The sequence below is a fragment of the Massilia sp. LXY-6 genome, assembly GCF_051233485.1.
Lineage (GTDB): Bacteria > Pseudomonadota > Gammaproteobacteria > Burkholderiales > Burkholderiaceae_D > Telluria.
In genome coordinates, this window is record NZ_JBKFGF010000053.1 from 1 (window position 1) to 25,738 (window position 25,738).

Annotated in this window: 23 protein-coding genes; 9 read left to right on the plus strand and 14 right to left on the minus strand. The window is 66.6% G+C overall.

Features of this window, described 5'->3' with window-relative positions; translation table 11 throughout:
- Positions 1 to 1,216: amidase (locus tag ACI48D_RS21555; protein ID WP_435573296.1), on the plus strand; the 1,216-nt coding region annotated here is incomplete at its 5' end.
- Between the two features lie 100 nt (positions 1,217 to 1,316).
- On the opposite strand, the gene ACI48D_RS21560 is transcribed toward ACI48D_RS21555, so the two are convergent.
- Positions 1,317 to 1,964: an SdpI family protein gene (locus ACI48D_RS21560; protein WP_435573297.1), complete on the minus strand. Its 648-nt coding sequence runs from the start codon at positions 1,962 to 1,964 to the stop codon at positions 1,317 to 1,319.
- Positions 1,965 to 1,966: 2 nt separating this feature from the next.
- Positions 1,967 to 2,260, minus strand: coding sequence for an autorepressor SdpR family transcription factor (locus ACI48D_RS21565; protein ID WP_435573298.1), 294 nt, complete (start codon positions 2,258 to 2,260; stop codon positions 1,967 to 1,969).
- A gap of 128 nt (positions 2,261 to 2,388) precedes the next feature.
- Between ACI48D_RS21565 and ACI48D_RS21570 the strand changes: the two genes are divergently transcribed.
- The 3 genes from ACI48D_RS21570 (at position 2,389) to ACI48D_RS21580 (ending at position 7,180) form a co-directional block, all read left to right on the plus strand.
- Positions 2,389 to 3,261: a PhzF family phenazine biosynthesis protein gene (locus tag ACI48D_RS21570; RefSeq protein WP_435573299.1), complete on the plus strand. Its 873-nt coding sequence runs from the start codon at positions 2,389 to 2,391 to the stop codon at positions 3,259 to 3,261.
- Positions 3,262 to 3,366: 105 nt separating this feature from the next.
- Positions 3,367 to 4,125, plus strand: coding sequence for an N-acyl amino acid synthase FeeM domain-containing protein (locus ACI48D_RS21575; RefSeq protein WP_435573300.1), 759 nt, complete (start codon positions 3,367 to 3,369; stop codon positions 4,123 to 4,125).
- A gap of 106 nt (positions 4,126 to 4,231) precedes the next feature.
- The gene (locus tag ACI48D_RS21580; protein WP_435573301.1) at positions 4,232 to 7,180 is read left to right on the plus strand and encodes an EAL domain-containing protein; all 2,949 of its coding nucleotides are present in this window, start codon (positions 4,232 to 4,234) and stop codon (positions 7,178 to 7,180) included.
- Here the strand turns inward: ACI48D_RS21580 and ACI48D_RS21585 are convergent, their stop codons facing one another.
- On the minus strand, positions 7,181 to 7,531 hold the full coding sequence (locus ACI48D_RS21585; RefSeq protein WP_435573302.1) for a DUF4124 domain-containing protein: 351 nt from the start codon (positions 7,529 to 7,531) through the stop codon (positions 7,181 to 7,183).
- A 274-nt stretch (positions 7,532 to 7,805) separates the two neighbouring features.
- On the opposite strand from ACI48D_RS21585, the gene ACI48D_RS21590 reads away from it, so the two are divergent.
- A complete protein-coding gene (locus tag ACI48D_RS21590) occupies positions 7,806 to 8,747 on the plus strand; it encodes a c-type cytochrome (protein WP_435573303.1) in 942 nt (313 codons plus the stop codon).
- A 157-nt stretch (positions 8,748 to 8,904) separates the two neighbouring features.
- On the opposite strand, the gene ACI48D_RS21595 is transcribed toward ACI48D_RS21590, so the two are convergent.
- The 5 genes from ACI48D_RS21595 to ompR all read right to left on the minus strand — a co-directional run bounded on the left by ACI48D_RS21595 (position 8,905) and on the right by ompR (position 13,461).
- Positions 8,905 to 9,315 carry a YXWGXW repeat-containing protein gene (locus ACI48D_RS21595; protein ID WP_435573304.1) on the minus strand — a complete coding sequence of 137 codons (411 nt, stop codon included), beginning with the start codon at positions 9,313 to 9,315 and terminating at the stop codon, positions 8,905 to 8,907.
- Between the two features lie 79 nt (positions 9,316 to 9,394).
- A complete protein-coding gene (locus ACI48D_RS21600) occupies positions 9,395 to 10,198 on the minus strand; it encodes a fatty acid desaturase (RefSeq protein ID WP_435573305.1) in 804 nt (267 codons plus the stop codon).
- Positions 10,199 to 10,323: 125 nt separating this feature from the next.
- Positions 10,324 to 11,295 (minus strand): threo-3-hydroxy-L-aspartate ammonia-lyase, encoded by a 972-nt coding sequence (locus ACI48D_RS21605; RefSeq protein WP_435573306.1) that lies wholly within the window; start codon positions 11,293 to 11,295, stop codon positions 10,324 to 10,326.
- Between the two features lie 22 nt (positions 11,296 to 11,317).
- Positions 11,318 to 12,679 carry an ATP-binding protein gene (locus ACI48D_RS21610; RefSeq protein ID WP_435573307.1) on the minus strand — a complete coding sequence of 454 codons (1,362 nt, stop codon included), beginning with the start codon at positions 12,677 to 12,679 and terminating at the stop codon, positions 11,318 to 11,320.
- Between the two features lie 23 nt (positions 12,680 to 12,702).
- Positions 12,703 to 13,461 (minus strand): osmolarity response regulator transcription factor OmpR, encoded by a 759-nt coding sequence (ompR, locus tag ACI48D_RS21615; protein ID WP_435573308.1) that lies wholly within the window; start codon positions 13,459 to 13,461, stop codon positions 12,703 to 12,705.
- Between the two features lie 223 nt (positions 13,462 to 13,684).
- Between ompR and ACI48D_RS21620 the strand changes: the two genes are divergently transcribed.
- From ACI48D_RS21620 to ACI48D_RS21630, 3 genes are all read left to right on the plus strand, one after another.
- A complete protein-coding gene (locus ACI48D_RS21620) occupies positions 13,685 to 14,116 on the plus strand; it encodes a hypothetical protein (protein WP_435573309.1) in 432 nt (143 codons plus the stop codon).
- A 103-nt stretch (positions 14,117 to 14,219) separates the two neighbouring features.
- Complete coding sequence (locus ACI48D_RS21625; RefSeq protein WP_435573310.1) at positions 14,220 to 16,118, plus strand: flagellar assembly protein A; 1,899 nt, start codon at positions 14,220 to 14,222, stop codon at positions 16,116 to 16,118.
- A gap of 43 nt (positions 16,119 to 16,161) precedes the next feature.
- Positions 16,162 to 18,084, plus strand: coding sequence for a M2 family metallopeptidase (locus tag ACI48D_RS21630; protein WP_435573311.1), 1,923 nt, complete (start codon positions 16,162 to 16,164; stop codon positions 18,082 to 18,084).
- Positions 18,085 to 18,123: 39 nt separating this feature from the next.
- On the opposite strand, the gene ACI48D_RS21635 is transcribed toward ACI48D_RS21630, so the two are convergent.
- Positions 18,124 to 19,050 carry an HDOD domain-containing protein gene (locus ACI48D_RS21635; RefSeq protein WP_435573312.1) on the minus strand — a complete coding sequence of 309 codons (927 nt, stop codon included), beginning with the start codon at positions 19,048 to 19,050 and terminating at the stop codon, positions 18,124 to 18,126.
- A 314-nt stretch (positions 19,051 to 19,364) separates the two neighbouring features.
- Here ACI48D_RS21635 and ACI48D_RS21640 point away from each other — a divergent pair, with 314 nt between their 5' ends.
- Positions 19,365 to 19,847: a chemotaxis protein CheW gene (locus ACI48D_RS21640; RefSeq protein WP_435573313.1), complete on the plus strand. Its 483-nt coding sequence runs from the start codon at positions 19,365 to 19,367 to the stop codon at positions 19,845 to 19,847.
- A gap of 39 nt (positions 19,848 to 19,886) precedes the next feature.
- Here ACI48D_RS21640 and ACI48D_RS21645 read toward each other — a convergent pair whose 3' ends face one another.
- The 5 genes from ACI48D_RS21645 to ACI48D_RS21665 all read right to left on the minus strand — a co-directional run bounded on the left by ACI48D_RS21645 (position 19,887) and on the right by ACI48D_RS21665 (position 25,713).
- On the minus strand, positions 19,887 to 21,875 hold the full coding sequence (locus ACI48D_RS21645) for an ATP-binding cassette domain-containing protein (RefSeq protein ID WP_435573314.1): 1,989 nt from the start codon (positions 21,873 to 21,875) through the stop codon (positions 19,887 to 19,889).
- Between the two features lie 110 nt (positions 21,876 to 21,985).
- Positions 21,986 to 22,873: a 50S ribosomal protein L3 N(5)-glutamine methyltransferase gene (gene prmB / locus ACI48D_RS21650; RefSeq protein ID WP_435573315.1), complete on the minus strand. Its 888-nt coding sequence runs from the start codon at positions 22,871 to 22,873 to the stop codon at positions 21,986 to 21,988.
- Positions 22,874 to 22,901: 28 nt separating this feature from the next.
- Positions 22,902 to 24,053: a succinyl-diaminopimelate desuccinylase gene (gene dapE, locus ACI48D_RS21655; protein WP_435573316.1), complete on the minus strand. Its 1,152-nt coding sequence runs from the start codon at positions 24,051 to 24,053 to the stop codon at positions 22,902 to 22,904.
- Positions 24,050 to 24,412, minus strand: a complete 363-nt coding sequence (locus ACI48D_RS21660) for an ArsC family reductase (RefSeq protein WP_435573317.1) — start codon at positions 24,410 to 24,412, stop codon at positions 24,050 to 24,052. Before ACI48D_RS21660 ends, dapE begins: the two co-directional genes overlap by 4 nt.
- A 152-nt stretch (positions 24,413 to 24,564) precedes the next feature.
- Complete coding sequence (locus tag ACI48D_RS21665; protein ID WP_435573318.1) at positions 24,565 to 25,713, minus strand: PilT/PilU family type 4a pilus ATPase; 1,149 nt, start codon at positions 25,711 to 25,713, stop codon at positions 24,565 to 24,567.
- Positions 25,714 to 25,738 lie beyond the last annotated feature (25 nt).

The window sequence follows — 25,738 nt, forward strand, 5'->3', positions numbered from 1 at the left end:
CCAGGCCGACCGCGAGATCGCGGCCGGTAAATACCGCGGCCCGCTGCACGGCATCCCGTACGGCGTGAAGGACCTGCTGGACACCAAGGGAATCCGCACCACCTGGGGCGCCGAGTTCTACCGCGACCGCGTGCCGGCCCGCGACGCCGCCGTGGTGGCGAAGCTGGATGCCGCCGGCGCCGTGCTGATCGCGAAGCTGAGCCTGGGTGCGCTGGCGCTGAACGACATCTGGTTCGGTGGCCAGACCATGAACCCGTGGCTGCCGGAGGAGGGCGCCTCGGGCTCCAGCGCCGGCCCGGGCGCGGCCACCGCCGCCGGCCTGGTCGCGTTCTCGATCGGCAGCGAGACCGGCGGCAGCATCGTCAGCCCGTCGATGCGCTGCGGCGTCACCGGCTTGCGCCCGACCTATGGACGGGTGCCGCGCACCGGCGCCATGACCCTGTGCTGGTCGCTGGACAAACTGGGACCAATGACGCGCAGTGTCGAGGATGCGATGCTGGTGCTGAAGGCGATTTCGGGCACCGACCCCGGCGACGTCGCGGGCGTGCCGGCCCGGCTGGACTTCGACGCGACCGCGAAAGTGTCCGGCCTGAAGGTCGGCTATTTCGCGGACTGGATGAAGGAAGCGCCGGCCACCGACGTCGACCGCGCCGCGCTGGAGAGCCTGAAGAAGCTGGGCCTGGACCCGGTGCCGGTTTCCTTGCCGGACTGGCCCTACCAGTCATTGAACGCGGTGCTGTTCGCGGAAGCGGCGGCGGCCTTCGAGGAGATCACGCTCGACCACCGCGTCGACCAGTTGAAGGCCCAGCTGCCGGACGCCTGGCCGAACCTGTTCCGCGAGGCGCGCTTCCTGTCGGCGGTCGACTTCGTGCAGGCCGACCGGATGCGCCGCAAGGTGGCGCTGGAGATGGCGCGGATCTTCCTCGACGTCGACCTGCTGCTGGTGCCTTCGCTGCGCGACGAGATGCTGACGATCTCGAATTTTACGGGCCACCCGTCGCTGACCCTGCGCACCGGTTCCGTGATGGTGGAGCAGGCGCGCAGCGACTGGGCACCGAACCCGGCGCAGCCGCTGCCGACCTTTTCGCCGGCGCGCCGCGTGCCGCATGGCGTGACCCTGATCGGGCGCCTGTTCGACGAGGGCACCATCGGCCGCGTGGGCCTGGCGCTGGAGAAGACGGCGGGCGTGGCGGGCGAGCGTCCGCCTGGTTTCTGATACCGGTGTGGTGGTGGGCTCGGGGAGCCCACCCTACAGGCTATCGGCGACGTAGGGTGGGCGCGGCCGGCGTAGGCACCACGTGCCCACGATCACCGGTTCACGCGCCGCGGCTCCGCTCGAGCCGCTTGTAATAGACGAGCGAGTAAATTGCCGGCACCAGCGCCCCCGCCAGCAGCGCGGCGGTGGCAACATACGGCGGCAAGCCGGCCAGCGTGGCGCCCAGCGCCAGCAGCCCGCCCGCCAACATGGTCTTGCCGGCCAGGCGGTGCGTGGCATACCAGACCCGGTCGCTGGCCAGGGTCCACGGCGTGCGCACGCCCAGCCAGAAATTGCGCTTGACCTTGCCGAGTACGTTCCCCAGCAGGACAAGGGCGATGGCGATGCCGCCGAGCAGGGCGCGACCGATGTCCAGGGATCCGTGCACGATCACCGCCAGCACCACACCCTGGACATAAGCGAGCAGCCCGACCACGACCATGCCGCTGAACCACCAGGTGTCGCCGAAGCCCTCGACCCGGAACCTGTCCGGCGAAACCTTCGGCAGCCATGGCCACATCAGCAGCAGCAACCCCATGATGACCGGCTGCAGGAAGATCGTGCTGCGCGGCCCCTGGCCGTCGACCTGGCCGGCGGCGTTCCAGTGCGTCGGGACGGTCGCCGGCAGGTCCGGATAGGCGAGTGCGGTCGCCGCCACGACCAGGACCAGCATCGGAATCGACCACCACAGGAAGCGCTTCTTCGTCATCTTCAGTCTCCTCGTCTTTCATCTTTCGCACCGTGCGCCATGTTCATGGTCCAGGCCAGCACATCCTCCAGCACCGTGGTGTTCAACGCGTACCAGATGGTCTGGCCTTCGCGCCGGCTGGTGACCAGGCCGGCTTCCTTGAGCACCGAAAAATGGTGCGACATGGTCGGCTTGGTCATGTCGAAACGGGCGGCGACGTCGCCGGCCGTCATCTCTTCCTTGCGCAGCAGGTGCAGGATCTCGCGCCGCGTCGGATCGGCGATGGCCTTGAAGGCGGCGGTGAGCGTGCCCGTCATGTTCGATATTTCTCTAATTAGATGGTTATCTAAATGTAGGGCGGCCGCGTGGCATTGTCAAGCCGTCAGCAAGCTTCGCGGGGCGGCATTATCATATTTCTTCCATTAAACAGCGCAAGGAGCGTCCCATGAATTCATCGATCACCCCGGTGCTGCGCATTGCCGCCTTTTCCGACGGCGACCAGGGCGGGAATCCGGCCGGCGTCTGGATCGGCCCGGCCCTGCCGCCGGATGCCGAGATGCAGCGCCTGGCATACGAGGTCGGCTTTTCCGAGACCGCGTTCGCCGTCAAACAACCAGATGGCGAAGGCTTTCGCGTGCGCTACTTCTCGCCGGAGGCCGAGGTGCCGTTCTGCGGTCACGCCACCATCGCCCTCGGCGCCGCGCTGGCGCACACCTTCGGCGACGGCGTGTATGCGCTGGCGCTGAACCAGGCGAACATCACCGTCGAAGGCCGCCACGACGGCTCCCGCGCGGATGCTCCGATAGCGGCGGCGCTGCAGTCGCCGCCGACGCGCAGCGCTCCGGCCGACCCGCAACTGGTGGCCGCCGCCCTCGAGCTGTTCGGCTACAGCGAGGCCGACCTCGACCCGCGCATCCCGCCGGGCCTGGCCCATGCCGGCAACGACCACCTGGTGCTGGCGCTGGCCAGCCGCGACCTGCTGGCCGCCATGCGCTACGACCTGCAGGCCGGCCGCGCGCTGATGCTGGCCCATGGCCTGATCACCATCGTGCTGGTGTGGGCCGAGAGTGCGCGCCTGTTCCACACCCGTAACCCGTTCGCGGCCGGCGGCGTGTACGAAGACCCGGCCACCGGCGCCGGCACCGCGGCCCTGGCCGGCTACCTGCGCGATCTCGGCTGGCCGCACGGCGGCGCGATCGATGTGGTGCAGGGCGAGGACATGGGCATGCGTTCGCTCCTGCACGCCGGTGTAGGCGATGCGCCCGGCGGCTCGATCCGGGTGGCCGGCACGGCGCGTTTCATGTCTGGAAATAAATGAATTAGGGGGCAAAAACTGCCCTTCTTTCGGCCTTGGGTTTTTTATAAGGGATTGATAATACTCAACACGAAATGTCGTTGTCTCTCTCTTATAGGAAGCCCAGTCATGGATATGTGCAACCCCGCGATTCTCCTCTCCGCCGCAGCGGAAGGGATGCCTGTCGAGCGCCTGCCGTTCACGATTCGCCGTGTCGAGACGGAAAGCAGTCTGAGGAAGGCGGTCGGCATTCGTCACGCGGCCTATGCGCGCCACGTTCCCGACTTCGCGCGCACCCTGGTCGACCCGGAAGCTTGCGACTATGCCGAAGACACCGTGGTGCTGCTGGCCGAATCCAGGCTCGACGGCTCGCCCCTGGGCACCGCGCGCATCCAGACCAACCTGCACGGACCCCTGCACATCGAGGAGTCGGTGGCGCTGCCGGCTTGGCTGCAGGGCCGCCGCCTTGCCGAAGTCACCCGGCTGGGGGTCGACGAAGGGCGGATCGGCCGCGTTGTCAAGATTGCTCTCATTAAAGCCTGCTTCGACTATTGCGAGCAGAATGCCATCGACTACGCGGTCGTCACCGGACGCGCACCGATCGATCGCCAGTACGAACAGTTGCTTTTCAGCGACGTTTTCGAGGACAAGGCGATGATCCCGCTTCGTCACGTAGGCAATATTCCGCACCGTGTCATGGCCTTCGAGATCGCTACCGGCGAAGCGCGCTGGACTGCGGCTCGCCACCCGCTGCTGGCCTACTTCCGCCATACCCGGCATCCGGATATCGACATCGCGCCACGCGCCGCGGCCTTGTCCAGGACACCAGCCGCCGCGCGTCCAGTTCCGGCCAGTGTGGTTTCGCAAAGCCATTTTGCGATGGCATAACACAAAAATTGCATGACGGTATTGATTTCAGCCTGTATCCTTGCGAAATCGATGCCGTCGGCAGGACTAGCTGCGATGGACATCCTGTTGCAGCCCACTGCCGCCCATGCTCAAACCCTTTTCCACACACCGTAAAACCAAGCTGTCACTGGCGCAACACGCGATCGATGCGGCCCTGCGTTTTTTGGCCGTCTACATCATCCCGATTGCCGTCCTGATCCTGTCGGTGGTCGCGCTCGCGTCCTGGCGCGACCATTACGTGGCAAGCGGCGAGCAGCCGCTGGACCTGCGGTTTGTGATGGACAGCGCCGCAACTACCCCGGCCCAGGCCTTGCAGGCGCTGGCGCGGCAATCCCCGGTCGACCATGTCGAAACCCATCTTTCCGAAGATCCGGTGTGGCTGGCGTTTTCCGTTCGCGCTGCCGACCAGGGGAACGAGGTGGAGTTCCCGTCGCGGCACACGATCGAGATGGCCTGCTGGAATGCGCAGACCCTGCAGTCGCTGGGCCAGGTCGCGCGCGACGCCGCGACGCCCGGGATGGCGGCGGTCAAGTCCGGATTCGTGCTGCACTTGCCTACCGGCACGACCGAGGTCCTGTGCCGCACGGTGTCGATGGGGCCGGCGCGCCTGACCGCCGTCGTCTGGCCGCACGAGCAGCTCGAACTGTCGGTGCAGCGTTTCCACCGCAAGTCCGGCCTGCTCGACGGCGGCATGATCGTGCTGACCCTGTTCGTCCTGGTCACCGCGCTCATCAACCGACAAGTGTTGTATGTCCAGTTTGCCGGCTGGCTGCTGCTGAACCTGCGCGTTGGCGGGTTGTCGGCGGGGTGGGATGTGCAGTGGCTGGGCCAGGCCATTCCCGCCGAGTGGCTGCTGCCCTTGCGCGCGGTGACGATCGCGCTGTATTCGATCATGACGCTGACCCTGTATCAGACCCTGTTCGGATCGGCCCTCGCGAATACCCGCTTCAATGCGCTGCTGCGCTTCTCCCAATGGGTTTGCCTGCCGTTCCTGGCTTCCGCAGTGCTGCTGCCGTACCGCCACTTCCTGCCGGTGATGTGGTGCGTGACCGCATTCGGCCTGTCGGTGATGACCCTGGGCCTGGTCAACATCATGGTGTACTCGCGGAACCGGGTCGCGATCTGGTTCGCGGCATCCTTCGCGGTGACCTTCGTGGCCTCGCTGGCGGAAGTGAGCGCCGCGGCGTTCGGGAAGCGCGAACTGGCCGGCATCGTCAACAGCGTGACGGCGGCGCTGACCTCCACCCTGCTGGCCGCACTGGCGGTGGCCGAGCAGATGCGCATCGAAACCCAGCAGCGCCTCGAGGCCCAGGAAAAGCTGCAGCAGGCCTACGAGGCGATGCCGGTCGGCCTGTTCACCCTCGACACCTACGGTAACTTCCTGAGCGCAAACCCGGCCCTGCGCAAGATGCTGGGCACCGAAACGATCATGCCGGGCCGCACCAGCTGGAAGCAGTTCTTCGCCGAGAACATCTGGGTCGAGCTGCACGAACGGGTGCACCAGCAGAGCGAGGCCGAAATGCAGCTTGCCAGCCGCGACGGCAGCCAGCGTTTCATGATCAGCGCCACCCTCGCGCGCGGCCGCATCGAGGCCGTGCTGCAGGACGTGACCGAAAAATACAAGGCCACCGAGCAGCTGCGCTTCATGGCCAACAACGATCCGCTGACCAAGGTCTTCAACCGGCGCGGGATCGAGAAGATGTTCGAGTCCGCCGCCGCGGCGGCGGCGCCGGGCCGTCCGCTGACGCTGGCCTACCTCGACCTCGACCGGTTCAAGCTGATCAACGATTTGTTCGGCCACGCCGCCGGCGACGAAGTCCTCAAGCAAGTCTGCGAGCGCGTGGCGATGACGCTGGCCGGCAACCAGCAGGTCGGACGCGTGGGCGGCGACGAATTCGTGATCGTGATGCCGGACACGGCGATCTCGATGGCCTCGCTGATCTGCCGCAGCATCGTCGACCGCATCGGCGGCTCGCCCTACCGGGTCGGCGACAAGGCCTTCCACGTGCGCGGCTCGGTCGGCTTGATCGAAGTCGCGCCGGGCATGGAGATCAAGGATGCCGTCTCGACCGCGGACCGCGCCTGCCGCGAAGCCAAGGACGGCCACAGCGAAGGGCTGGTGGTGTACAAGCGCGGATCGAGCGCCTTCCACGAGCGCGAGGCTGAGCTGAACCTGGTGGCGCACCTGTCCGGCCCCAATGCGACCGACGGCATGTTCCTGGAGATGCAGCCGATCATGTCGCTGCGTTCGCCGCACGAGTCGCTGAACTTCGAAGTGCTGCTGCGCATGCGCGGGGAGGACGGCCGCGTGTCGGCGGCCGGCCCGGTGATCGCCGCCGCCGAGAAGAGCGGACGCGCGGGCGTGATCGACCGCTGGGTGCTGTCGACCACCCTGGCCTGGATCGAGGACCACGTCGAGTCGCTGAGCAATACCCGCTTCGTCTGCATGAACCTGTCGGGCGCCTCGCTGAACGACGAGCGCTTCGTGCAGGACACGCTGGAAATCCTGGCGCGCTATGCGCACGTGGCGGGGCGCCTGTGCATGGAGATCACGGAAAGCGTGGCCCTGCACGACCTCGACAACACGCGCAGGTTCATCGACCAGGTGCGGGCCTTCGGCGTGAAGGTGGCGCTGGACGACTTCGGCGCCGGCTACACCTCGTTCTCCTACCTGAAGGAACTGCCGGCCGACGTGCTGAAGATCGACGGCAACTTCATCGTCAACATCAACGCCCATCCGGCCAACGTCGCCATCGTCGAGGCCATCGTCAGCCTGGCGGTGAACCTGGGCATGAAGACGATCGCCGAGTGGGCCGAGGATGCGGAGACGGTGCGCACCCTGGCCGAGATCGGCGTCGACTACGTGCAGGGCTATGCGATCGCGCGCTCGCAGCCGCCGGAAAAACTGCTGGCGGCCAGCTCCTCGGCCAGCTTCATCAAGGGCGAGGACGTGCAGCAGGTGGTGCGCACCCTCGGGGCCTCGGCCAACGAGCCGGAACTGATCGAGATCAGGCCGCTGCGCGATCTACATTGATCAATTGAGTCCGGCCAGGCTTGGCCGGGCTTCCTGCAGCATCAGCGTGCGCCGCGCTTCCTTCAGGGTGGCGACATCGCGCGACAGCGGGGCGGGGCGGGCCACTTGCGGCCGTTTCCATCCCTCATGACGCAACTCGGCGGGTGGCACGACGTGGCGCTGCGGCAGCCGCGTCTCGCTGCTCAACTTCACCGTTGCGGCGCCGGCCTCGCAGGGCTGGTCGGTCAGGGTGACGTGACCGTTGGCGTCGACACATTTCACGATCTCGTTGCCGGCCGTCGCGGCCGGCACCGCGGCAGCCCACAGGGCGGCGGCGGCAATCATGCTCAGCAATCTAACTGGGCGCTTCATGATGATCTCCTGTGCTATGTTCAGATAGTGCCTGCCGCGCCCGCCGTTCTCTGTACGTTGACTCACCCTGTCCGCGAATCCTTGTTCGCGCATTGTTGTTTGATATCCCGCTCCAAGCGCTGGCCCAGGCTGCAAGACCTGCCCGAAGACCTGCTCGACAAACCTGTTGGAGTAAAGGATTGGAGATGGAGAAGTTGTCGCAACGAACATTCTTCAAGGCGGATGCGATCCTCAACCGCTATCCGAAGTCGCCCGGGCGAGCGCTGGTGCAAGCATGAAAGCGTCCACTTTTACCCCAACGGTGGCCATGGCGGCGGTGCTGGCGCTGGTGTTGGCGGCCTGCCAGCATGAGGGCAAGAAGGGCGGCGAAACCGCTCAGTCGAAAGCCGCGCAGGCCACGCAAAGTAACGGCCATCCGGCCCAGCCGGAGCCGGGCGCGCAGCAGGGCCCGGGCGCGCAACTGATGCAGCAGGACCAGCAGGGCGGCCCGGCGACGGCGCTGGGCCTCCCCGGCGCATCCGCAGCCCAGGCCAGTGGCGAAGCGAACCTGCAGGCCGGAGAGCGGCTCAGCATCCAGGGCGGGGCGAACAACGTGATGGCCTGCGGCGGCTGCCACGGCGCCCAGGGCGAGGGCAACGCGGCCGGCGGCTTGCCGCGCATTGCCGGCCAGTCCCAGGCCTATCTCGGCAGGCAGCTCGGCGCCTACGCCAACGATGCGCGCGTGAACCCGATCATGCAGCCGATCGCGAAGGCCATGAGCGCGCAGCAGATCCGCGACGTCAGCGCATATTATGCATCGCTGGGGAGCACGCCCGGCGCCACGTCGACGGCGCCGGCCGCTGCGAAGCCGTCCGACGCCGGCTGGACGCGCGGACGCCTGCTGTCCGAGGTCGGCGACGAAAGCCGTGGCGTGCAGGCCTGCGCCAACTGCCACGGTCCGGGCGGCGTGGGCAAGCAGCCCGACTATCCCTACCTGGCTGGCCAGCACGCGAACTATCTGACGGCGGCGATGGGCGCCTGGAAGAGCGGGGCCCGCAAGACCGACGGCAGCGGCCAGATGCCGCATATCGCCAGGGCGCTGGCGGATGCCGACGTCGCCGCCCTGTCGAGCTACTTCGCAGCGCAGCCGGCGCCGCCCCCGGCCGCTAGCAGCACGGTGCGCGGCCCCGGCACCCAGGGCAAGCAGCAGCAGACGCCGGCGCCGGTGCGGCGCTAGGCGTCGGTGGTGGAAACGATCTTCGGGTAAGCGGCCCCTGGTCGAGGTGGCCAGCACTGCGGCATGGTGAGCGGCCAGCGACGGGCCGGGCAGGGCGGCATGTCGTCGGTCAGCCCGGTTTCCGTCGACACGCCGCCCAGTGGGGGGCTGGAAGGGCTTAGCTGCGGTTCGGATTGTTCGGACGCGCATCCAGGCGGTTCGGCACGCCGTCGCCGTCGCGGTCGCGGTCGCGCCCGTTGCGGATGCCGTCGCCGTCGCGGTCACCACGGCGCCAGCCGCCGCGTTCCATCACCCAGCGGCCGTCGCGCTCGACCCAGGTCGGGGCGTTGTAGGCGTAGCCGTGGCGTTCGCGCAGCCAGGTGCCGCGTGTCCAGACGTAGCGGCCGTGACGGTATTCCCAGTGGCCCGGTGCCCACACGTGGCCGCGGCGCGGCGGCGGGGTGCGCTCGGCGCGCGGCGCGGGCGGCGCCTCGCGGATGATGACGGTATCGGCCAGGGCCGGTGCGGCAACGCTGCCGAACGAGCCGGCAGCCAGGGTGGCGATGAGAAGCTTGTGCAACTTGTTCATTGTGGCCTCCATGTAGAGTTATGTTGCAAGTCGACTCTACGCCCGGGATGCGGGCCCGACTGTGCGCGGCTTAACGCGCTCAGGCTTTGATGCCGGTGTCCGCGAGCACGGTGCGGTCGCGCGCTTCAAACACGCCGGTTTCCACGCGGTTGATCGTCAGGAGGCGGAAGCAGGCCAGCACCCGGATCAGCAGCCAGCCGGAATCGAACTCCCACCAGCGCATCGAGAGCTTGGCCGAGGCCGGATGAGCATGGTGGTTATTGTGCAGTTCCGAACCGCAGAAGATGATCCCGATCGGGAAGAAATTGCGCGAATGCTCACGCGTTTCGAAGTTGCGGTAGCCGACGACATGGAAAAAGCCATTGATGAAGCCGGCCGCCCAGATCGGCGACACCGACAGCTGGAACAGCCAGATGTAAAAGCCGTGCTCGATGCCGAACAGCGCCATCTCTGCCAGCAGGAAGAACCACGCCCCCTTGAAGCGGTGCTTCGTGTACAGGTGCGTGTCCATCCAGTCTTCCTTGATGCCCACGCCATAGGTCTTCATCACCTCGCCGTCGCGCGCAGCCTTGCGGTACAGCAGCACGCCCTTGCTCAGGACCGTCCAGAGACCGTGGATGACCGGACTGTGCGGGTCCTCGACCGTGTCGGTCTTGGCGTGGTGCTTGCGGTGCACGGCGACCCACATCTTCACCGTCACGCCGAAGGTGGTCAGGAAGATCCACATCCGGAAAAACTGGCACAGCACTGGATGGAAGGTGATGGCGCGGTGGCTGCGCGACCGGTGCAGATACAGTTCGCTGGCGACGGTGGTCAGCACGTACGAGATCGCCATGGCCAGCAGGACTGCTTTCGGCGTCAGATGGATAAATCCTGAAAACATCATCTTCCCTTTTTGTGAGATTACAAACAGGAAAGAAGGATAGCGGGACGGCGTTGTTTTCTAAGCCACGATTACAGCCGTTTTTACCGCCCGATCTTCAGGATTGCCCGATCCCGGCCGATGGCTCAGGCGCCGACGAGCTTGGCGAAACGGCCCAGGTCGACGTTGCCGCCGCTGATCAAGATACCGACCTTCTTGCCTTCGACCGGTACGATCCCGTGCATGGCGGCGGCCGCGGCCAGGCAGCCGGTCGGCTCGACGATCGTCTTCATGCGCTCGGCGAAGAACTTCATGGTGTCGACCAGCTGCGCGTCGCTGACGGTGACGATGTCGGACACCAGTTTACGGATCACGGCGAAGTTGTGCTGGCCCAGGTGGCTGGTCTGGGCGCCGTCGGCGATCGTCTGCGGCACGCCGATGTCGACGATCCGCCCGCTGCGCAGCGACTGCTGGCCGTCGTTGCCGGCTTCCGGCTCGACGCCGATGACCTTGCAATTCGGCGACAGTGTCGAGGCCGCCAGCGCGCAGCCGGCCAGCAGGCCGCCGCCGCCGAGCGGCACCAGCAGCAGGTCGAGCTCGCCCACCTCGTCGAACAGTTCCTTGGCGGCGGTGCCCTGGCCGGCGATCACGTCCGGATGGTCGTAGGGCGGAATCAGGGTCATGCCGCGCTCCTGCGCCAAGCGGGCGCCGATCTCTTCGCGGTTTTCGGTGTAGCGGTCGTAGAAGATCACCTCGCCGCCATAGCCCTGGGTGGCGCGTACCTTCAGCTCCGGCGCGTCCTTCGGCATGATGATGGCGGCGCGGATCCCGGCCAGCTTGGCCGACAGGGCGATCGCCTGCGCATGGTTACCGGACGAGAAGGTCAGCACGCCTGCCTGGCGCTGGGCCTCGCTGAATTTCGCGATGGCGTTGTAGGCGCCGCGGAACTTGAAGGCGCCCATCCGCTGGAAGTTCTCGGCCTTGAAGAACAGCTGCGCGCCGGCCATGGCGTCGGCCGTGCGCGAGCTCAGGACCGGGGTGCGGTGGGCCGCTCCTTCGATGCGCGCGGCGGCCTGTTCGACGTCGGAATACGTGAGTTGGGTGGTGTTTTCGGTCATATCTGTCTCAAGGATGAATATCTCAAGCCGCCAGCGGGAAGGCGAACTGCAGCACCAGGCCGCCGCCCTCGCGGTTGCGCACCTGCAGCTCGGCGTTGTGGCGGCTGGTGACGCGCTCGACGATCGCTAAGCCGAGCCCCGCGCCGTTGGCCTGGCCGCGCGCGCTGTCGAGGCGGGTGAACGGGCGCAGCAGCTGCTGGATCTGGTCGTCCGGCACGCCGACGCCATGGTCGCCGATCTCGACCACGGCGCGGCGGCCGTGGCCCGTCATCTTGACATGGCAGGCGATGTCGATCTCGGTGATGTCCCCGCCCGGGGTCTTGCCGTACCTGCGCGCGTTTTCGATCACGTTGTTGAAGACGCGCCGCAAATCGGTGGCGTTGGCCGGCACGTGGATGTCGGGCTCGATGGCGGTGGCGGTGCGCACGTCGGGCAGGCGGGCGGCCGCGTGGGCGCAGTCCTCCAGCAGCTCGGACAGGTTGATCGGCACGAAGGTGGCGGCCTCGGTCGGGCGCGCGAAGTCGAGGAACTGGCCGATGATGGCGTCCATCTGCGCGATGTCGGACTGGATGCCCTCGCGCGCTTCCTGCGACAGGTTGGCCATCTCGACCTCCAGCTGCATGCGCGCCAGCGGCGTGCGCAGGTCGTGCGAGATGCCGGCCAGGATGATCGCGCGGTCCTTTTCGAGCTGCTGCAGGTCGTCCACCATCTGGTTGAAACTGCGGTTGGCCTCGAGGATCTCCTTCGACCCTTTTTCGGGCAGCGGGGCGGGGCGCTTGCCCTGGGCGATCGCGCGCGCGGCGGCGGTCAGGCGCGCCAGCGGCAAGTTGACCAGACCCGAGATCAAAGCGGCACCAAGCAGCGACAGCGCGCCCACCACCGTGGCCCAGCCCAGCCATTGCACGCCGGTGAGGCCGGCGATGCGTTCGCGTTCGAGCATCAGCCAGTACTTGTCGCCGTCGATGTCGAAGCTCATCCAGAAGCCCGGCATGTCGTTCACGCGGCGCGAGAAGCGCGTGTCCTGGCCCAGCTTCTCGCGCACGCGGGCGGCGATTTCGGGCATCAGGGAATTCGCGGGCGGCGGCTCGACCTTGTCGTCCGGCTCCAGCGTGAGGATGCGGATGCCTTCGTTCGACACCAGCTCGATCAGCAGCTCGCGCCGCAGGTCGGGCGAGGAGTGGGTCAGCGCGGCCTTGGTGAGGGTGACCACCGACACCAGCAGTTCGGCGGTCTGCTCGGCCTGCGAACCGCGCTGGAACACGTTGATCATGCCGATCCACGAGGCGATCGACAGCCCGGTCAGGAAGGACAGCAGCAGGAAGGTGCGCCAGAACAGGCCGCTCTTCATGCGGCCGAGCAGATGCGCGTGGGGTGCTTCGGACATCGATGCGGTTGGCTAAGGGCCGATCAGCGCGGCTGGCCTTCGGGGATGAACACGTAGCCCAGGCCCCAGACGGTCTGGATGTACAGGGGGCTGGACGGATCCGGTTCGATCAGCTTGCGCAGGCGCGAGATCTGCACGTCGAGCGAGCGGTCGAACACTTCGTACTCGCGGCCGCGCGCCAGTTCCATCAGCTTCTCGCGCGACAGCGGCTGGCGCGCATGGCGCGCGAACACCTTCAGTACCGAGAATTCGCCGGTGGTCAGCGGCACCGTCTCGCCGTTTTTCTTGAGCGTGCGCGTGCCCAGGTCGAGCACGAAGTCGCCGAACTCGAAGGTCTGCGGGGTTTCGGACGGCGCGCCGGGGATTTCGTCCGGACCCTTGCGGCGCAGGACCGCGTTGATGCGCGCCACCAGCTCGCGCGGGTTGAAGGGCTTCGGCAGGTAGTCGTCGGCGCCCATCTCGAGGCCGACGATGCGGTCCACGTCCTCGCCCTTGGCGGTCAGCATGATGATCGGGGTCTGGTCGCCGGCACCGCGCAGGCGGCGGCAGATCGACAGGCCGTCCTCGCCGGGCAGCATCAGGTCCAGCACCAGCAGGTCGTAGCGCTCGCGCAGCCACAGCTTGTTCATGGCCGGCGCGCTCTCCGCCGTCACGACCTGGAATCCTTGTTCGGTCAGGTAACGGCGCAGCAGATCACGCAGGCGCACGTCGTCGTCGACCACCATGATTTTCGCGGAATGGCCGTTGTTCTGGCCTCCGTTATTCGGGCTTGTTGCATTCATGAGTCTGTCAGGATTTGTCAGATTAATGTCGCTATGGTAACTTCATATGCCTTCGCGGACGGGGGATATTGCCGAGGCATTACATTGTGTTACAAACTTTACCCATTTGGTCTTATACCTCCAGGGGAATCCTCATACACTGGCCTCACATCAAAACCGAAACACAGCTTACGAATCACAGCTTAGCTTATCCCCTTACTTGGCATCGCGGAAGAGGCACACCATGAACAGCGTCACCAACCACTACGCAGGAACGAAGGCAGGGCGGTTTGCCCGCTGCGCGCTTCGCAGTGCGCTGGCGTGCGCCCTGGTTCTCGGCGCATCGGGCGCCGCGTTTGCCCAGCAGTACGGGGAACGCCAATACGATCGCCGCGACAATGCGTCCATGCAGCAGTCCGACCACGGCGAGCATGGCGGACGCTACCAGCTGTCGCAGGACCGCGACCCGCGCTACGACGTCCGCGCCTACGAAGAGCAGCGCCGCATGCAGCAGCAACAGCAGCAACAACAGCAGCAACAGCAGCAACAGCAGCAGTTGCAGCAGGAGCAGCGCGACGCACGCCGCGGCAGCGGCCGCATGACGCCGGACGAACGGCGCGACCTGCGCCGCCAGATCAACGAAGCCGGCATGGACCTGTATCCGCCGCGTCGCTGATTCCTCTCTCATTTTATTGCAAAAACGCAATCTAGTTGCAAGATGTTTATTTAGCGTCGGCAACGTGATACGCTAGCCAGTCTCAATGGACTGGGAGTTCGACGTGTCTACGGATTTCGCTGCCGCGCCGGCGCAAGCACAGGCGGCCCGTTTTACCGCCACCGGCCCCGAGCATTGCATCGACAGGCGCCCCGACGGCGTGCATGCCGATCCCGCCGTGCTCGGCACGACCCTGGTCGCCGCCATCGACGGCATCTTCCGCGGTGGCCACTACCTCGCCGCGATCGACTATCCCATCCTGCTCAAGGCCCTGTTCGACCACGGCCCGGCGCTGCCGAAGGCTGCCGACGGCAGCGTGCAGGCGCGGATCGCCGCCGCCATCCTGCCTTTCGATCCCGCCCGGCGCGAGCTGTACCGCTCGGTGAAGATCGGCGGCGGCCGCGCCGAATACTATTTCGAGCCGGTCTGGCTGCCCGATCCCGCGGATCCGGACGGTCCCGGCGTGCCGGCCCGCCTGGACCTCGACGAGTTCATCGCCGACATGTGGCTCAAGGGAATCCGCTTCGGCATCGACCTCGACGCCGTCCGCAGCGCGATCGACACCGGCAAGGCCGAGCGGGTCACGGTGGCCCGGCGCCTCGATCCGGAGCCGGGGCAGGATGCCCGCATCGTCGAAGTCTCCGACGACATCCACCGCAACGACGCTCCGCGCCAGCTGGCCGACGGCCGCCTCGACCTGAACAGCTTTCAGAACCGCTTCCCGCAGATCCAGCCGGGCGTGCGGCTGTTGCAGAAGGTCCCGCTCAGCATCGGCAGGCCCGGCTTCGAGATGTCCGGCGCGCCGCTGGCGCCCAAGCCCGGCAGCGACTTCGACCTCGGCGAGTATGCCGGCGAGGGCACGAAGGTCGAGCGCCTGAAAGAAGGCGAATTCCTGGTCTCGCAGCAGGCCGGCTTCCTGAGCGTCGAACCGTCGACCAGCAGGATCTCGGTGGGCGACAAGATCGTCAGCCGTGACGGCGTCAGCGCCAAGACCACCGGCAACCTGCAGCTCAGCGGCGATTATGAAGAGTTTGGCGAGGTGCAGGAAAAGCGCGTCATCGAAGGAGAGGGGATCACTGTGCACGGCGACGTGTTCGGGGAGCTGGTCTCGCGCGGCGGCACCATCCTGCTGCATGCCAACCTGGTAGGCGGCAGCGCCCACAACAAGCGCGGCGACATCCGCGTGCGCGGGGTGGCGTCCGGCGCGGTGCTGCAGGCCGAGGACGGCGCGGTGGTGCTGGAACGCGCCGAGAACTGCGTGGTGTCCGGCACCCGTGTCACGATCGGCCACGCGGTCAATTGCGAGGTGATCGGCGACGAGGTAAATATCGGCCACGCCGAGGGCAGCGCCGTCGCCGGGCGCCGCGTGACGGTCGATTTCGCGATGCCGCGCAAGCAGGGCGAGATGCTGGTTTACGTGCTGCGCCCGGAAGGCGCGCAGGTGGAAGAGATCATCGCCGCGATCGGCGCGCGCCTGGCCCGGTGCGACGAGCTGGCGGCGCAGCACAAGGCGCAGATGGACGCGCTGACGGCTCAGCCGGAAGTGCGCCGCTACCTGATGCTGGCCTCGCGCGTGCGCAAGAACGAGATCAGCTTCACGCCCGAGCAGGCGCGCCAGTTCCAGCGCATGGGCCAAAACATGGCGCCGGCGCTGAAGGCGATCGGCGAGGTATCCGGCAAATTGAAGCAGCTCGACGCCGACCGCGAGGAGGGCCGCAAGCTGCTGGCCGACCTCGAGCGCCAGCGCGGCGATGCCGCCAGCGCGGCGGCCGTCACCGTTCATCGGGTGCAGGGCGATACCCTGGTGCGCGTGCTCGGATTCAGCCCGGCGGCTAGCTCTCCGTATATCATTGCGCCGCGCGAGGCCAGGGCCCGCCTGCGCGGACCGCAGTCCGGGGAGCTGCTGTTCTCCGGCGCGCAGGGCAGCTTCAGCTGGAGCAGCGAGCAGGCAAGCGCGGCTTGATGCGCCGCCTGACGACCGAAAAAAACCAAGAGGAGGAGAAAACTTGAACACGATTCATCCAGCGTACCGCCGCGGCATGATCGCGGCGCTGGTCGCCGCGGTTTGCGCCAGTTCCGTGCTGGCGCTGCCGGCGGCGGCCGCCACCAGAGCAGCCCCTGCGAAAATCCAGGGCAAACCGACCGTGCTGGAAGCCGAACGCTTCATCAAGGACGCCGAAGAGAAGCTCGAGCAGCTCGGCCTGGACGCCGAGCGCGCCGAGTGGGTGGCCGAGAACTTCATCACGCTCGACACCCAGACCATGACGGCCCAGGCCAACGAAGGCTTCCTGACCCTGCGCGGAGAAACGGCCTTGAAGGCGCGCCGCTACAAGGACCTGAAGCTGCCGCAAGCCAGCGCGCGCAAGCTGATGCTGCTGCAGCAGACCCTGATGCTGCCGGAGGCCGTCGACCGCGCCGCCTACGCGCGCCTGGCGGCCGGCATGACCGGGGCCTACGGCAAGGCCAAGTACTGCCCGGCGGCCGCCACCGCGCCGGCCGCCGGCGCTGGGGCGAAGCCTGACGCCGTTAAAGCCGAATGCATGCCGCTCGGCGAACTCGAAAAGGTGCTGGCCAGCAGCCGCGACCCGAACCGCCTGAAGGAAGTCTGGCTCGGCTGGCACGCCCAGTCGCCGGCCTACAAGGACGACTACGTCAAGTACGTCGAAGTCTCGAACAAGGGCGCGCGCACGATGGGCTATGCCGACACCGGCGCGCTGTGGCGTTCGGGCTACGACATGAGCCCGGAAGCCTTCTCGGCAGAGATGGAGCGCCTGTGGCAGCAGGTCAAGCCGCTGTACGACGCGCTGCACACCTATACCCGCTACAAGCTGCGCCAGGCCTACGGCGCATCGGTGGTGCCGGCCAGCGGTCCGATCCCGGCCCACCTGCTGGGCAATATGTGGGCGCAGAGCTGGGACAACCTGTACCCGCTGCTGAAACCCGCCACCAAGGAGGGGGGCGAAGACCTGACCGCACTGCTGGAAGAGCGCAAGACCGACGCCGTGGCGATGACCCGCTATGCCGAGGGCTTCTACACCTCGCTCGGCATGCGCGCGCTGCCGGCGACCTTCTGGGAGCGTTCGCTGCTGACCAAGCCGCGCGACCGTGAAGTCGTGTGCCACGCCTCGGCCTGGGACCTGGACGGCAAGGACGACGTGCGCGTGAAGATGTGCATCACCCCGACCGCCGAGGATTTCCGCGTCATCCACCACGAGCTGGGCCACCTGTACTATGACCTGGCCTACAGCGGACAGTCGCCGATGTTCAAGAACGGCGCCAACGACGGCTTCCACGAAGCCATCGGCGATACCGTGGCGCTGTCGATCACCCCGGCCTACCTGAAGCAGATCGGCCTGATGAAACAGGAGCCGAATCAAGAGCTGAACTCGTCCCAGGACATCGGCCCGCTGCTGTACACCGCGCTGCAGAAGGTCGCCTTCCTGCCGTTCGGCTACATGGTCGACAAGTGGCGCTGGCAGGTGTATTCCGGCCAGGTCAAGCCGGCCGACTACGACAAGGCCTGGTGGGCGCTGAAGGAGCAGTACCAGGGCGTCGGCCGTCCGGCCCCGATCGCGGAGGGCGGTTTCGACGCCGGCGCCAAGTTCCACGTCGCCAGCGATACCCCGTACGCGCGCTACTTCCTGGCCCACGTGCTGCAGTTCCAGTTCCACCGCGCGCTGTGCCGCGAAGCCGGCTACACCGGCCCGCTGAACCGCTGCTCGGTCTACGGCAACAAGAAGGCGGGCGCGAAGTTCCAGCAGATGCTGGCGATGGGTAAATCGAAGCCCTGGCCGGAGGCGCTGAAAGCCGTCACCGGCGAGGACAAGATGGATGCGACCGCGATGCTGGATTATTTTGCGCCGCTGAAGCAGTGGCTGGATGAGCAGAACCGCGAACTGGCCAAGACCGATGCGTCCGTAAAACCGTAAGTTTTGCTCCGTCGTTCCCGACCAGGTCGGGAACGACGGTCATCTGGATGCCAGCAGCCCGTAACACTCCCCAGCAGTCTCCGGCAGCCCCGCAAACAGCGTGGCATCGTCATCCTCCACCATCCCCTGCTCGGCCAGCATCCTGAGCTTGCCCAGGTAGTCGACCAGCATCAGCAGCCTTCCCAGCGGCGACATCGCCGCCCCCTTGCGCAGCCCGCCCTGTTCGGCCAATGCCTGCACCACGCTGTCCGGGAAATTCCACTCGCGCGCGATGCTGACGCTCAGGCGGCGCGTGTCGCGGCCCAGCTGGGCCCAGAACACGCCGGAACCGAGCTGCGGCTCGCCCTTGGTCACCTGGTCCATCGTGCGCAGGGCCACGGTCAGGCCGACGTTCTGCAGCAGGGCCGCCAGGAAGGCGTCGAAGGCTTCGATGCCGAGCTTCGGCGCGATCGCGCGCGCGGCGACCGCGCAGCGTTCCGAGTGTTCCCACAGGATCGGCGCCAGGCGCCGCACGTAGAAGCCGGAATGGACGTCGATGATGGGGCGGAAGGCGACGGTCGTGATCAGCTGGCGCAGGCCTTCCTGGCCGATCAGGATCACCGCCTGCTCGACGCTGGTGACGGTGGCGCCGGTGCCCTGGTAGCAGCTGTTGGCGAGGCGGATCACCGCCGCCACCAGCACCACGTCGGACGAAATCGTGCGCGACAGCGCGCTGCCGGAAAAGCTTTCGCTGCGCAGGCTTTGCAGCAGTTGCGGGATCAGGCCCGGCATCCGCCGCACCAGCGCGGCGCCCGACTGCTGCGAGGTCAGGATCCCGGCCAGCGTCTCCAGCACCTGGGCTTCATGAGGATTGAGTTCCAGGCCGCCCTCGTCGGCACGCTCGAACAGCCAGGCGTTCCAGGCACCGCCGACGCGGTCGAGCAGCTCGAAGGCGATCGGTATGCCGATCGGTTGGCCGGCCGGCACGGGGATGGCGGGAGCGGGGGCGGGGGCGGGGGCGGGCGCAGCCGGCGCAGGCTGCGGGACGGGCGCAGGGGCGGCTGACCGCGCGGTCGTGGACGGCGCCGGCCGCGCAGGCACGGAAGGGCCGTAAATCAGGCGTCGCAGCCACCGGTACATGGTCAGGTCCTCATCGTTTCGCTTGCGCACATGGGCGGACATTGTACGGGCGCGCCCGGCGAAAGCAAACTTGCTTTTGCTTCAAGGAAAAGTTGACTGTACTCAACTTTATCAGGAACTGTCCGCCTTAGTATGACCATCCTGAATAAAGGACGCGCGCCATGCATGACACCACGACTTCCTCCGGCTTCCATCCGACCCAGTTCCTGAGCTTTTCGCTCGGCGGCCGCGAATACGGCATCGACTTCGCCAAGGTACAGGAACTGCGCGTCCTCAAGGCCCTCGAGCGCTTCGCCGCGAGCGGGGAGATCATTGACGGGGTCGCCGTGTCGCGCGGGGTGATCATCCCCCTGGTCGACATGCGCGTCGCCTGCGGCACTTCGCCGGACGCGCCCGATCCGATGACCGACGTGATCATCCTCCGGCTCTCCAGCTGCGTGATGGGGATGGTGGTGGATGGCGTGACCGGCGTGCTCACCCTCGTGCCGGAACAGGTGGCGCCGCTGCCGGTCGCGGCGGCGAACGGCGAACGGCCCGAATACCTGCTCGGCCTGGGGCAGGCGGGCGGGCGGCGCCTGATCCTGGTCGACATCGAGCGGCTGATGTCGGTGCGCAAGCCGGCGGCGGCGCGGCAAGTGGCTTGAGTCCCGAAAGCGTCGTCCCCGCGCGGGACGACGGCATCTCTACGCCGCCAGGCTTTCGAGCTGCTCCTGCAACTCCAGCCACTCTTCTTCCAGCGTTCCCAGGTCGCGTACCACGAAGGCCTGGTCGGAGACCAGGGTCTTCAGCGCTTCCTTCTTGTCCGCCTCGTAGATCGCCGGCTCCAGCAGGCGCGCATCGATCTCGGCCTTGCGTGCGTTCAGCTTGGCCATCTGCTCTTCGAGCCGCTTGATGCGGTTTTCGATCGGCTTCTTCACGGCGGCCATGCGCTGGCGCTCCTCGGCTTCCAGGCGCTTCTGCTCCTTGCGGTCGACGGCCGCGATGGGCGCCGCGGCGGCCGCGTTCGACGCCGGCGCATCAATCTTCGACGGCAGCGGCGTGGCGGCGTCGCCCTTGCCCAGCTTGGTCTGGAACAGCCAGTTCTTGTAGTCGTCCAGGTCGCCGTCGAAGGGTTGCAGGCGGCCGTCGGCGACGATGATGAATTCATCGGTGGTGGCGCGCAGCAGGTGGCGGTCGTGCGAGACCACCACCAGCGTGCCTTCGAACTGGGCCAGCGCCAGCGTGAGCGCCTCGCGCGTTTCGAGGTCCAGGTGGTTGGTCGGTTCGTCCAGCAGCAGCAGGTTGGGGCGCTGCCAGACGATCAGGGCCAGCGCCAGGCGCGCCTTTTCGCCGCCGGAGAAGGGCTTGATCGGGCTGGTCACCATATCGCCCGGGAAGTTGAAGCCGCCCAGGAAGTTGCGCAGCTCCTGCTCGCGCACGGTGGGCGCGATCTTTTGCAGGTGCCACAGCGGCGATTCGTCGTGGCGCAGCATCTCGACCTGGTGCTGGGCGAAGTAGCCGATCACCAGGCCCTTGCCCAGCGTGGCGGTGCCGGCCAGGGGTGCCAGTTCGTTCGCGATGGTCTTGATCAGCGTGGACTTACCGGCGCCGTTCACGCCCAGCAGGCCGATGCGCTGGCCGGTCTGCAGCGAAAAATTCACGCGGTGCACGATGGTCTTGCCGCCGACCTTGTCGCCGTGCCCGTCGAGGATCGGGTAGCCGGCGTCGACGTCTTCCATCACCAGCAGCGGATTCGGCGCCGACAGCGGCTCGCGGAACTCGAACGAGAACTCGGCGGCGGCGCGCAGCGGGGCCAGCTCCTCCATCTTGGCCAGCGCCTTCATGCGGCTCTGGGCCTGGCGCGCCTTGGTGGCCTTGGCCTTGAAGCGGTCGACGAAGGATTGCAGGTGGGCGCGGGTGCGCTGCTGCTTCTCGAAGGCGGCCGCGGCCAGCACCATGTGGGCGGCGCGCTGGCGCTCGAAGGCGGAGTAGTTGCCCGAGTAGCGCTTCAGCTTGCGCTCGTCGATGTGGACGACCACGTTCACGATCTCGTCGAGGAAGTCGCGGTCGTGCGAGATGATGATCAGGGTGCCGGGGTAGCGCTTCAGCCAGTCTTCCAGCCAGATGATGGCGTCCAGGTCCAGGTGGTTGGTCGGTTCGTCCAGCAGCAGCAGGTCGGAAGGGCACATCAGGGCCTGCGCCAGGTTCAGGCGCATCCGCCAGCCGCCCGAGAAGCTGGCCACCGGCTGCTGCATCTGCTCCAGCGAGAAGCCCAGGCCCAGCAGCAGCTGCTCGGCGCGCGACTGCACCGTGTAGGCGTCGGCGTCCGCCAGCGCCGCGTGCAGATTGCCGATCGCGATCCCGTTTTCCTGGGTGTGCGGGGCGGCTTCGAGGCGTTCCAGTTCCGACTGCAGCGTGCGCAGGCCGGCGTCGCCGTCGATCGCGTAGTCGATCGCCGGACGGTCCAGCGCCGGCGTCTCCTGGGCCACGTAGGCCATGCGCCAGCGCTGCGGGAAATCGATCTCGCCCTGGTCCGGGTGGAGCTCGCTGCGCAGCATGGCGAACAGGCTGGACTTGCCGGCGCCGTTCGCGCCGATCAGGCCGATCTTGTCGCCGGGATTGAGGGTGAGGTCGGCGTCTTCCAGCAGCGGCTTGGTGCCGCGCATCAGACTGACGTTGGAGAATCGGATCATGGAGAAACCACAGTAATCGTTTGATCCGTCATTCCCGCGCAGGCGGGAATCCAAGCTCTTCGAATCGCAAGAACTTGGGTTCCCGCCTGCGCGGGAACGACGGGCTTGCTTTATTTCGCCAGCTGCTCAGCCGTCAGCAGGAACACCGCATCGTCGCCCTGGCTGGTGGTCAGCCAGGTCAGGCCCAGGTGGCCGAAGGCCGCTTCCGCGTACTCGCGCTCGTTGCCGATCTCGACCACCAGCATGCCTTCCGGCGTCAGGCGTTCGGCGGCGCCGTCGACGATCTTGCGCACCAGGTCCATGCCATCCTCACCGCCGGCCAGGGCGATCTGCGGCTCGCGCATGTATTCCGGCGGCAGGCGCGACATCGAATCGCTGTTCACGTACGGCGGATTGGTGACGATCAGGTCGTACTTCTTGAACGGCACGTTCTCGTACAGGTCGGACTCGATCGGGTTCACGCGGCCGGCCAGTTTGTAGTCGCGGATGTTGTGCTCGGCGACGGCCAGCGCGTCCTTCGAGATGTCGACCGCATCCACCGTCGCGTTCGGGAAGGCGTCGGCCAGCATGATCGCCAGGCAGCCGGAACCGGTGCACAGTTCGAGTACGTTCTCGACCGCATCCGGATCCTGGATCCAGGGGCTGAACAGGTTCGGGATCAGTTCGGCGATGAAGGAGCGCGGCACCAGCACGCGTTCGTCGACGTAGAAATTGTAGCTGCCCAGCCAGGCTTCGTTGGTGATGTAGGCGGCCGGCACGCGCTCGCTGACGCGGCGCTCGATCACGGCCAGCACCTGCAGCACCTCCTCTTGCAGCAGGCGCGCGTCGAGGAAGGGCTCGAGCTTGTCCAGCGGGAGCTTCAGGGTGTGCAGGATCAGGTAGGCGGCTTCGTCGAGGGCTTCGGCGCTGCCATGGCCGAAAAACAGCTTGGCGGTGTTGAAGCGGGTGACGGCATAACGCAGCAGGTCGCGCGGCGTGCAGAAATTGGGCGTGGTCATGGCCATGTCGGGGGTCTCGCTGAGTCGGTTACGCCGCGGGCGGCGAAGGCGCCAGCAACGCTTCCAGCGTGCGGCGGTAGATGTTCTTGAGCGGGTCGATGTAGCGCAGCTCGATGTGTTCGTCGATCTTGTGGATGCTGGCGTTCGGTGGCCCGAATTCTATCACCTGGGGGCAGATGCGGGCGATGAAGCGCCCGTCCGAGGTCCCGCCGGTGGTCGACAGTTCGGTGCTCACGCCCAGCTCGTGCTTGATGGCGCCGCACACCGCTTCGGACAGCGTGCCCTTCGGCGTCAGGAAGGGTTCGCCGGACAGGGTCCACGTCAGGTCGTAGTCGAGGCCGTGCCGGTCGAGGATGGCGTGCACGCGCGCTTCCAGGCCGTCGGCCGTGCTGGCGGTCGAGAAGCGGAAGTTGAAGTCGACCGTCAGCAGGCCCGGGATGACGTTGTTGGCGCCGGTGCCGGCATGGATGTTCGAGACCTGCCAGCTGGTCGGCGGGAAGTACTCGTTGCCCTCGTCCCACACTTCGGCGGCGAGTTCGGCCAGCGCCGGCGCCGCCTGGTGGATCGGATTGCGCGCCAGGTGCGGATAGGCGATGTGGCCCTGCACGCCCTTGACCTTCAGGCAGCCCGACAGCGAGCCGCGGCGGCCGTTCTTGATCATGTCGCCCAGCACGTGGCTGGAGGTCGGCTCACCGACCAGGCAGTAGTCGATCGTCTCGCCGCGTTCTTCCAGCATGTCGCACACGAGCACGGTGCCGTCCACGGCCGGGCCTTCCTCGTCGCTGGTGATCAGGAAGGCGATCGAGCCGGCATGGCCCGGGTGCGCCTCGACGAATTCCTCGGCGGCGACGACCATCGCCGCGATCGAGGTCTTCATGTCGGACGCGCCACGGCCGTACAGCTTGCCGTCGCGCCGGGTCGGGGCGAAGGGCTGCGAGTGCCACTGGTCGAGCGGGCCGGCCGGCACCACGTCGGTGTGGCCGGCGAACACGAACACGGGCGATTCGCTACCCCTGCGCGCCCACAGGTTGGTCACCCCGTTCGATTCGATGGTCTCGCAATGGAAGCCGAGCGGCGCCAGCAGCGCGCTCAGGCGCTGCTGGCAGCCCTTGTCCTGCGGGGTGACCGAATCGAGGGCGATCAGTTCCTCGGTCAGCTGCAGGGTGCGCGAGGTCTTCATGCGGGCCAGTCTCCGAAGCTGCGTTCGTACTCGTCGGCCGAAAAACCGACCTTCAGCGGACCGGCGCCTTCGAGCACGGGGCGCTTGATGACGGACGGGTTCTCCAGCATCAGCTCGAGGGCGCTGCCCTTGTCGACCACTTGCGCGCGGCGCTCGTCCGGCAGCTTGCGCCAGGTCGTGCCCTTGCGGTTGACCAGGATTTCCCAGTCGAGCTGCTGAAGCCAGGCCGCAAGGATCTCCCGTGTGAGACCTTGCTTCTTGAAATCGTGGAACTCGACGTCCTGGCCATGCTCGGCCAGCCAGGTGCGTGCTTTCTTGACGGTGTCGCAGTTCGGAATGCCGTATAGAATTTTTTTCATGGCGTTGGTGCAGAGGAAAGGCGCGAAGGATAGCACAGGCCGCTACCTCCAAAGAATAGTTTAACAACACGGTTCCAAGCCTGTCGCTGCCCTGCGGGCGGCGGCGGATTCGTGACTCGGCGTCACAAATCCCTGCGTCCTATTTCCGGCGTTCAGTTGTCGAGCGTGAACTCGGTGAACGACGGCCCGGCCGCATCCTCGGCCGGTATGGCTTGCTCGTCGGCCTTCGCCCCCTGGCTGTCCGGCCCATTGTTGATGAGCCACAGCAGGTTGGTGGCCGAGTCGGCGTTCGCCAGCGCTTCCTCCTGGGTGATCAGGTCGGCCTGCACGAGTTCCAGCAGCGCCTTTTCGAAGGATTGCGAGCCCGGCGACAGGCTCTTGTCGATCGCTTCCTTGATCTGGCCGATCTCGCCCTTTTCGATCAGGTCGGCGATGTAGCGGGTATTCACCATGATCTCGACCGCGGCCTGGCGCGCGCCGCCGGCCTTCGAGCGCACCAGGCGCTGCGAGACGATGGCCTTGACCGCCGACGACAAATCCTGCAACAGGGCGGGGCGGTTCTCGATCGGGTAGAAGCTGATGATGCGGTTCAGCGCGTTGTAGCTGTTGTTGGCGTGCAGGGTTGCCAGCACCAGGTGGCCGGATTGCGCATAGGCCAGGGCCGCGGCCATGGTGTCCTTGTCGCGGATCTCGCCGATCAGGATGCAGTCCGGCGCCTGGCGCATCGAGTTGCGCAGGGCAAGCTCGAAGCTGGCCGCGTCGCTGCCGATCTCGCGCTGGTTGACGATCGCCTTCTTGTTCTTGAACAGGTATTCGATCGGGTCTTCCAGCGTCAGGATGTGGCCGGGACGCTGTTCGTTGCGATGGTCGAGCATCGACGCGATCGTGGTCGACTTGCCGGAACCGGTGGCGCCGACGATCAGCAGCAGGCCACGCTTTTCCATGATCAGTTCGGACAACACGGGCGGCAGGCCCAGCTCGGACAGCGGCGGGATAGTCGCCGGCACGAAGCGGAACACTGCCGAGATCGAACCGCGCTGGCGAAACGCCGACAGGCGGAACCGGCCCAGGTTCGGCACGGAAATGCCCATGTTCAGCTCGTTGTCGCGCTCCAGCTCGGCCATCTGCTCCTTCGAGGCGACCTCGGACAGCAGCACCTGGATGTTTTCCGGCTCCAGCTTGTTCTGGTTGATCGGGATGAGGTTCCCGTTGATCTTGATGTGGACGGGCGAATTCACCGCGAAGAACATGTCCGACGCGTTCTTTTCCTTCATCAACTGGAACAGGCGTTCCATCATCATGGTTTTCTCTCCCTTGCTTCGCGGT

Bases quoted from the DNA above. Each gene is read 5' to 3' on its own strand.
- ACI48D_RS21560 (WP_435573297.1), bottom strand. From the start codon at position 1,964: ATGACGAAGAAGCGCTTCCTGTGGTGGTCGATTCCGATGCTGGTCCTG.
- ACI48D_RS21565 (WP_435573298.1), bottom strand. From the start codon at position 2,260: ATGACGGGCACGCTCACCGCCGCCTTCAAGGCCATCGCCGATCCGACG.
- ACI48D_RS21570 (WP_435573299.1), top strand. From the start codon at position 2,389: ATGAATTCATCGATCACCCCGGTGCTGCGCATTGCCGCCTTTTCCGAC.
- ACI48D_RS21575 (WP_435573300.1), top strand. From the start codon at position 3,367: ATGGATATGTGCAACCCCGCGATTCTCCTCTCCGCCGCAGCGGAAGGG.
- ACI48D_RS21580 (WP_435573301.1), top strand. From the start codon at position 4,232: ATGCTCAAACCCTTTTCCACACACCGTAAAACCAAGCTGTCACTGGCG.
- ACI48D_RS21585 (WP_435573302.1), bottom strand. From the start codon at position 7,531: ATGAAGCGCCCAGTTAGATTGCTGAGCATGATTGCCGCCGCCGCCCTG.
- ACI48D_RS21590 (WP_435573303.1), top strand. From the start codon at position 7,806: ATGAAAGCGTCCACTTTTACCCCAACGGTGGCCATGGCGGCGGTGCTG.
- ACI48D_RS21595 (WP_435573304.1), bottom strand. From the start codon at position 9,315: ATGAACAAGTTGCACAAGCTTCTCATCGCCACCCTGGCTGCCGGCTCG.
- ACI48D_RS21600 (WP_435573305.1), bottom strand. From the start codon at position 10,198: ATGTTTTCAGGATTTATCCATCTGACGCCGAAAGCAGTCCTGCTGGCC.
- ACI48D_RS21605 (WP_435573306.1), bottom strand. From the start codon at position 11,295: ATGACCGAAAACACCACCCAACTCACGTATTCCGACGTCGAACAGGCC.
- ACI48D_RS21610 (WP_435573307.1), bottom strand. From the start codon at position 12,679: ATGTCCGAAGCACCCCACGCGCATCTGCTCGGCCGCATGAAGAGCGGC.
- ompR (WP_435573308.1), bottom strand. From the start codon at position 13,461: ATGAATGCAACAAGCCCGAATAACGGAGGCCAGAACAACGGCCATTCC.
- ACI48D_RS21620 (WP_435573309.1), top strand. From the start codon at position 13,685: ATGAACAGCGTCACCAACCACTACGCAGGAACGAAGGCAGGGCGGTTT.
- ACI48D_RS21640 (WP_435573313.1), top strand. From the start codon at position 19,365: ATGCATGACACCACGACTTCCTCCGGCTTCCATCCGACCCAGTTCCTG.
- ACI48D_RS21645 (WP_435573314.1), bottom strand. From the start codon at position 21,875: ATGATCCGATTCTCCAACGTCAGTCTGATGCGCGGCACCAAGCCGCTG.
- prmB (WP_435573315.1), bottom strand. From the start codon at position 22,873: ATGACCACGCCCAATTTCTGCACGCCGCGCGACCTGCTGCGTTATGCC.
- dapE (WP_435573316.1), bottom strand. From the start codon at position 24,053: ATGAAGACCTCGCGCACCCTGCAGCTGACCGAGGAACTGATCGCCCTC.
- ACI48D_RS21660 (WP_435573317.1), bottom strand. From the start codon at position 24,412: ATGAAAAAAATTCTATACGGCATTCCGAACTGCGACACCGTCAAGAAA.
- ACI48D_RS21665 (WP_435573318.1), bottom strand. From the start codon at position 25,713: ATGATGATGGAACGCCTGTTCCAGTTGATGAAGGAAAAGAACGCGTCG.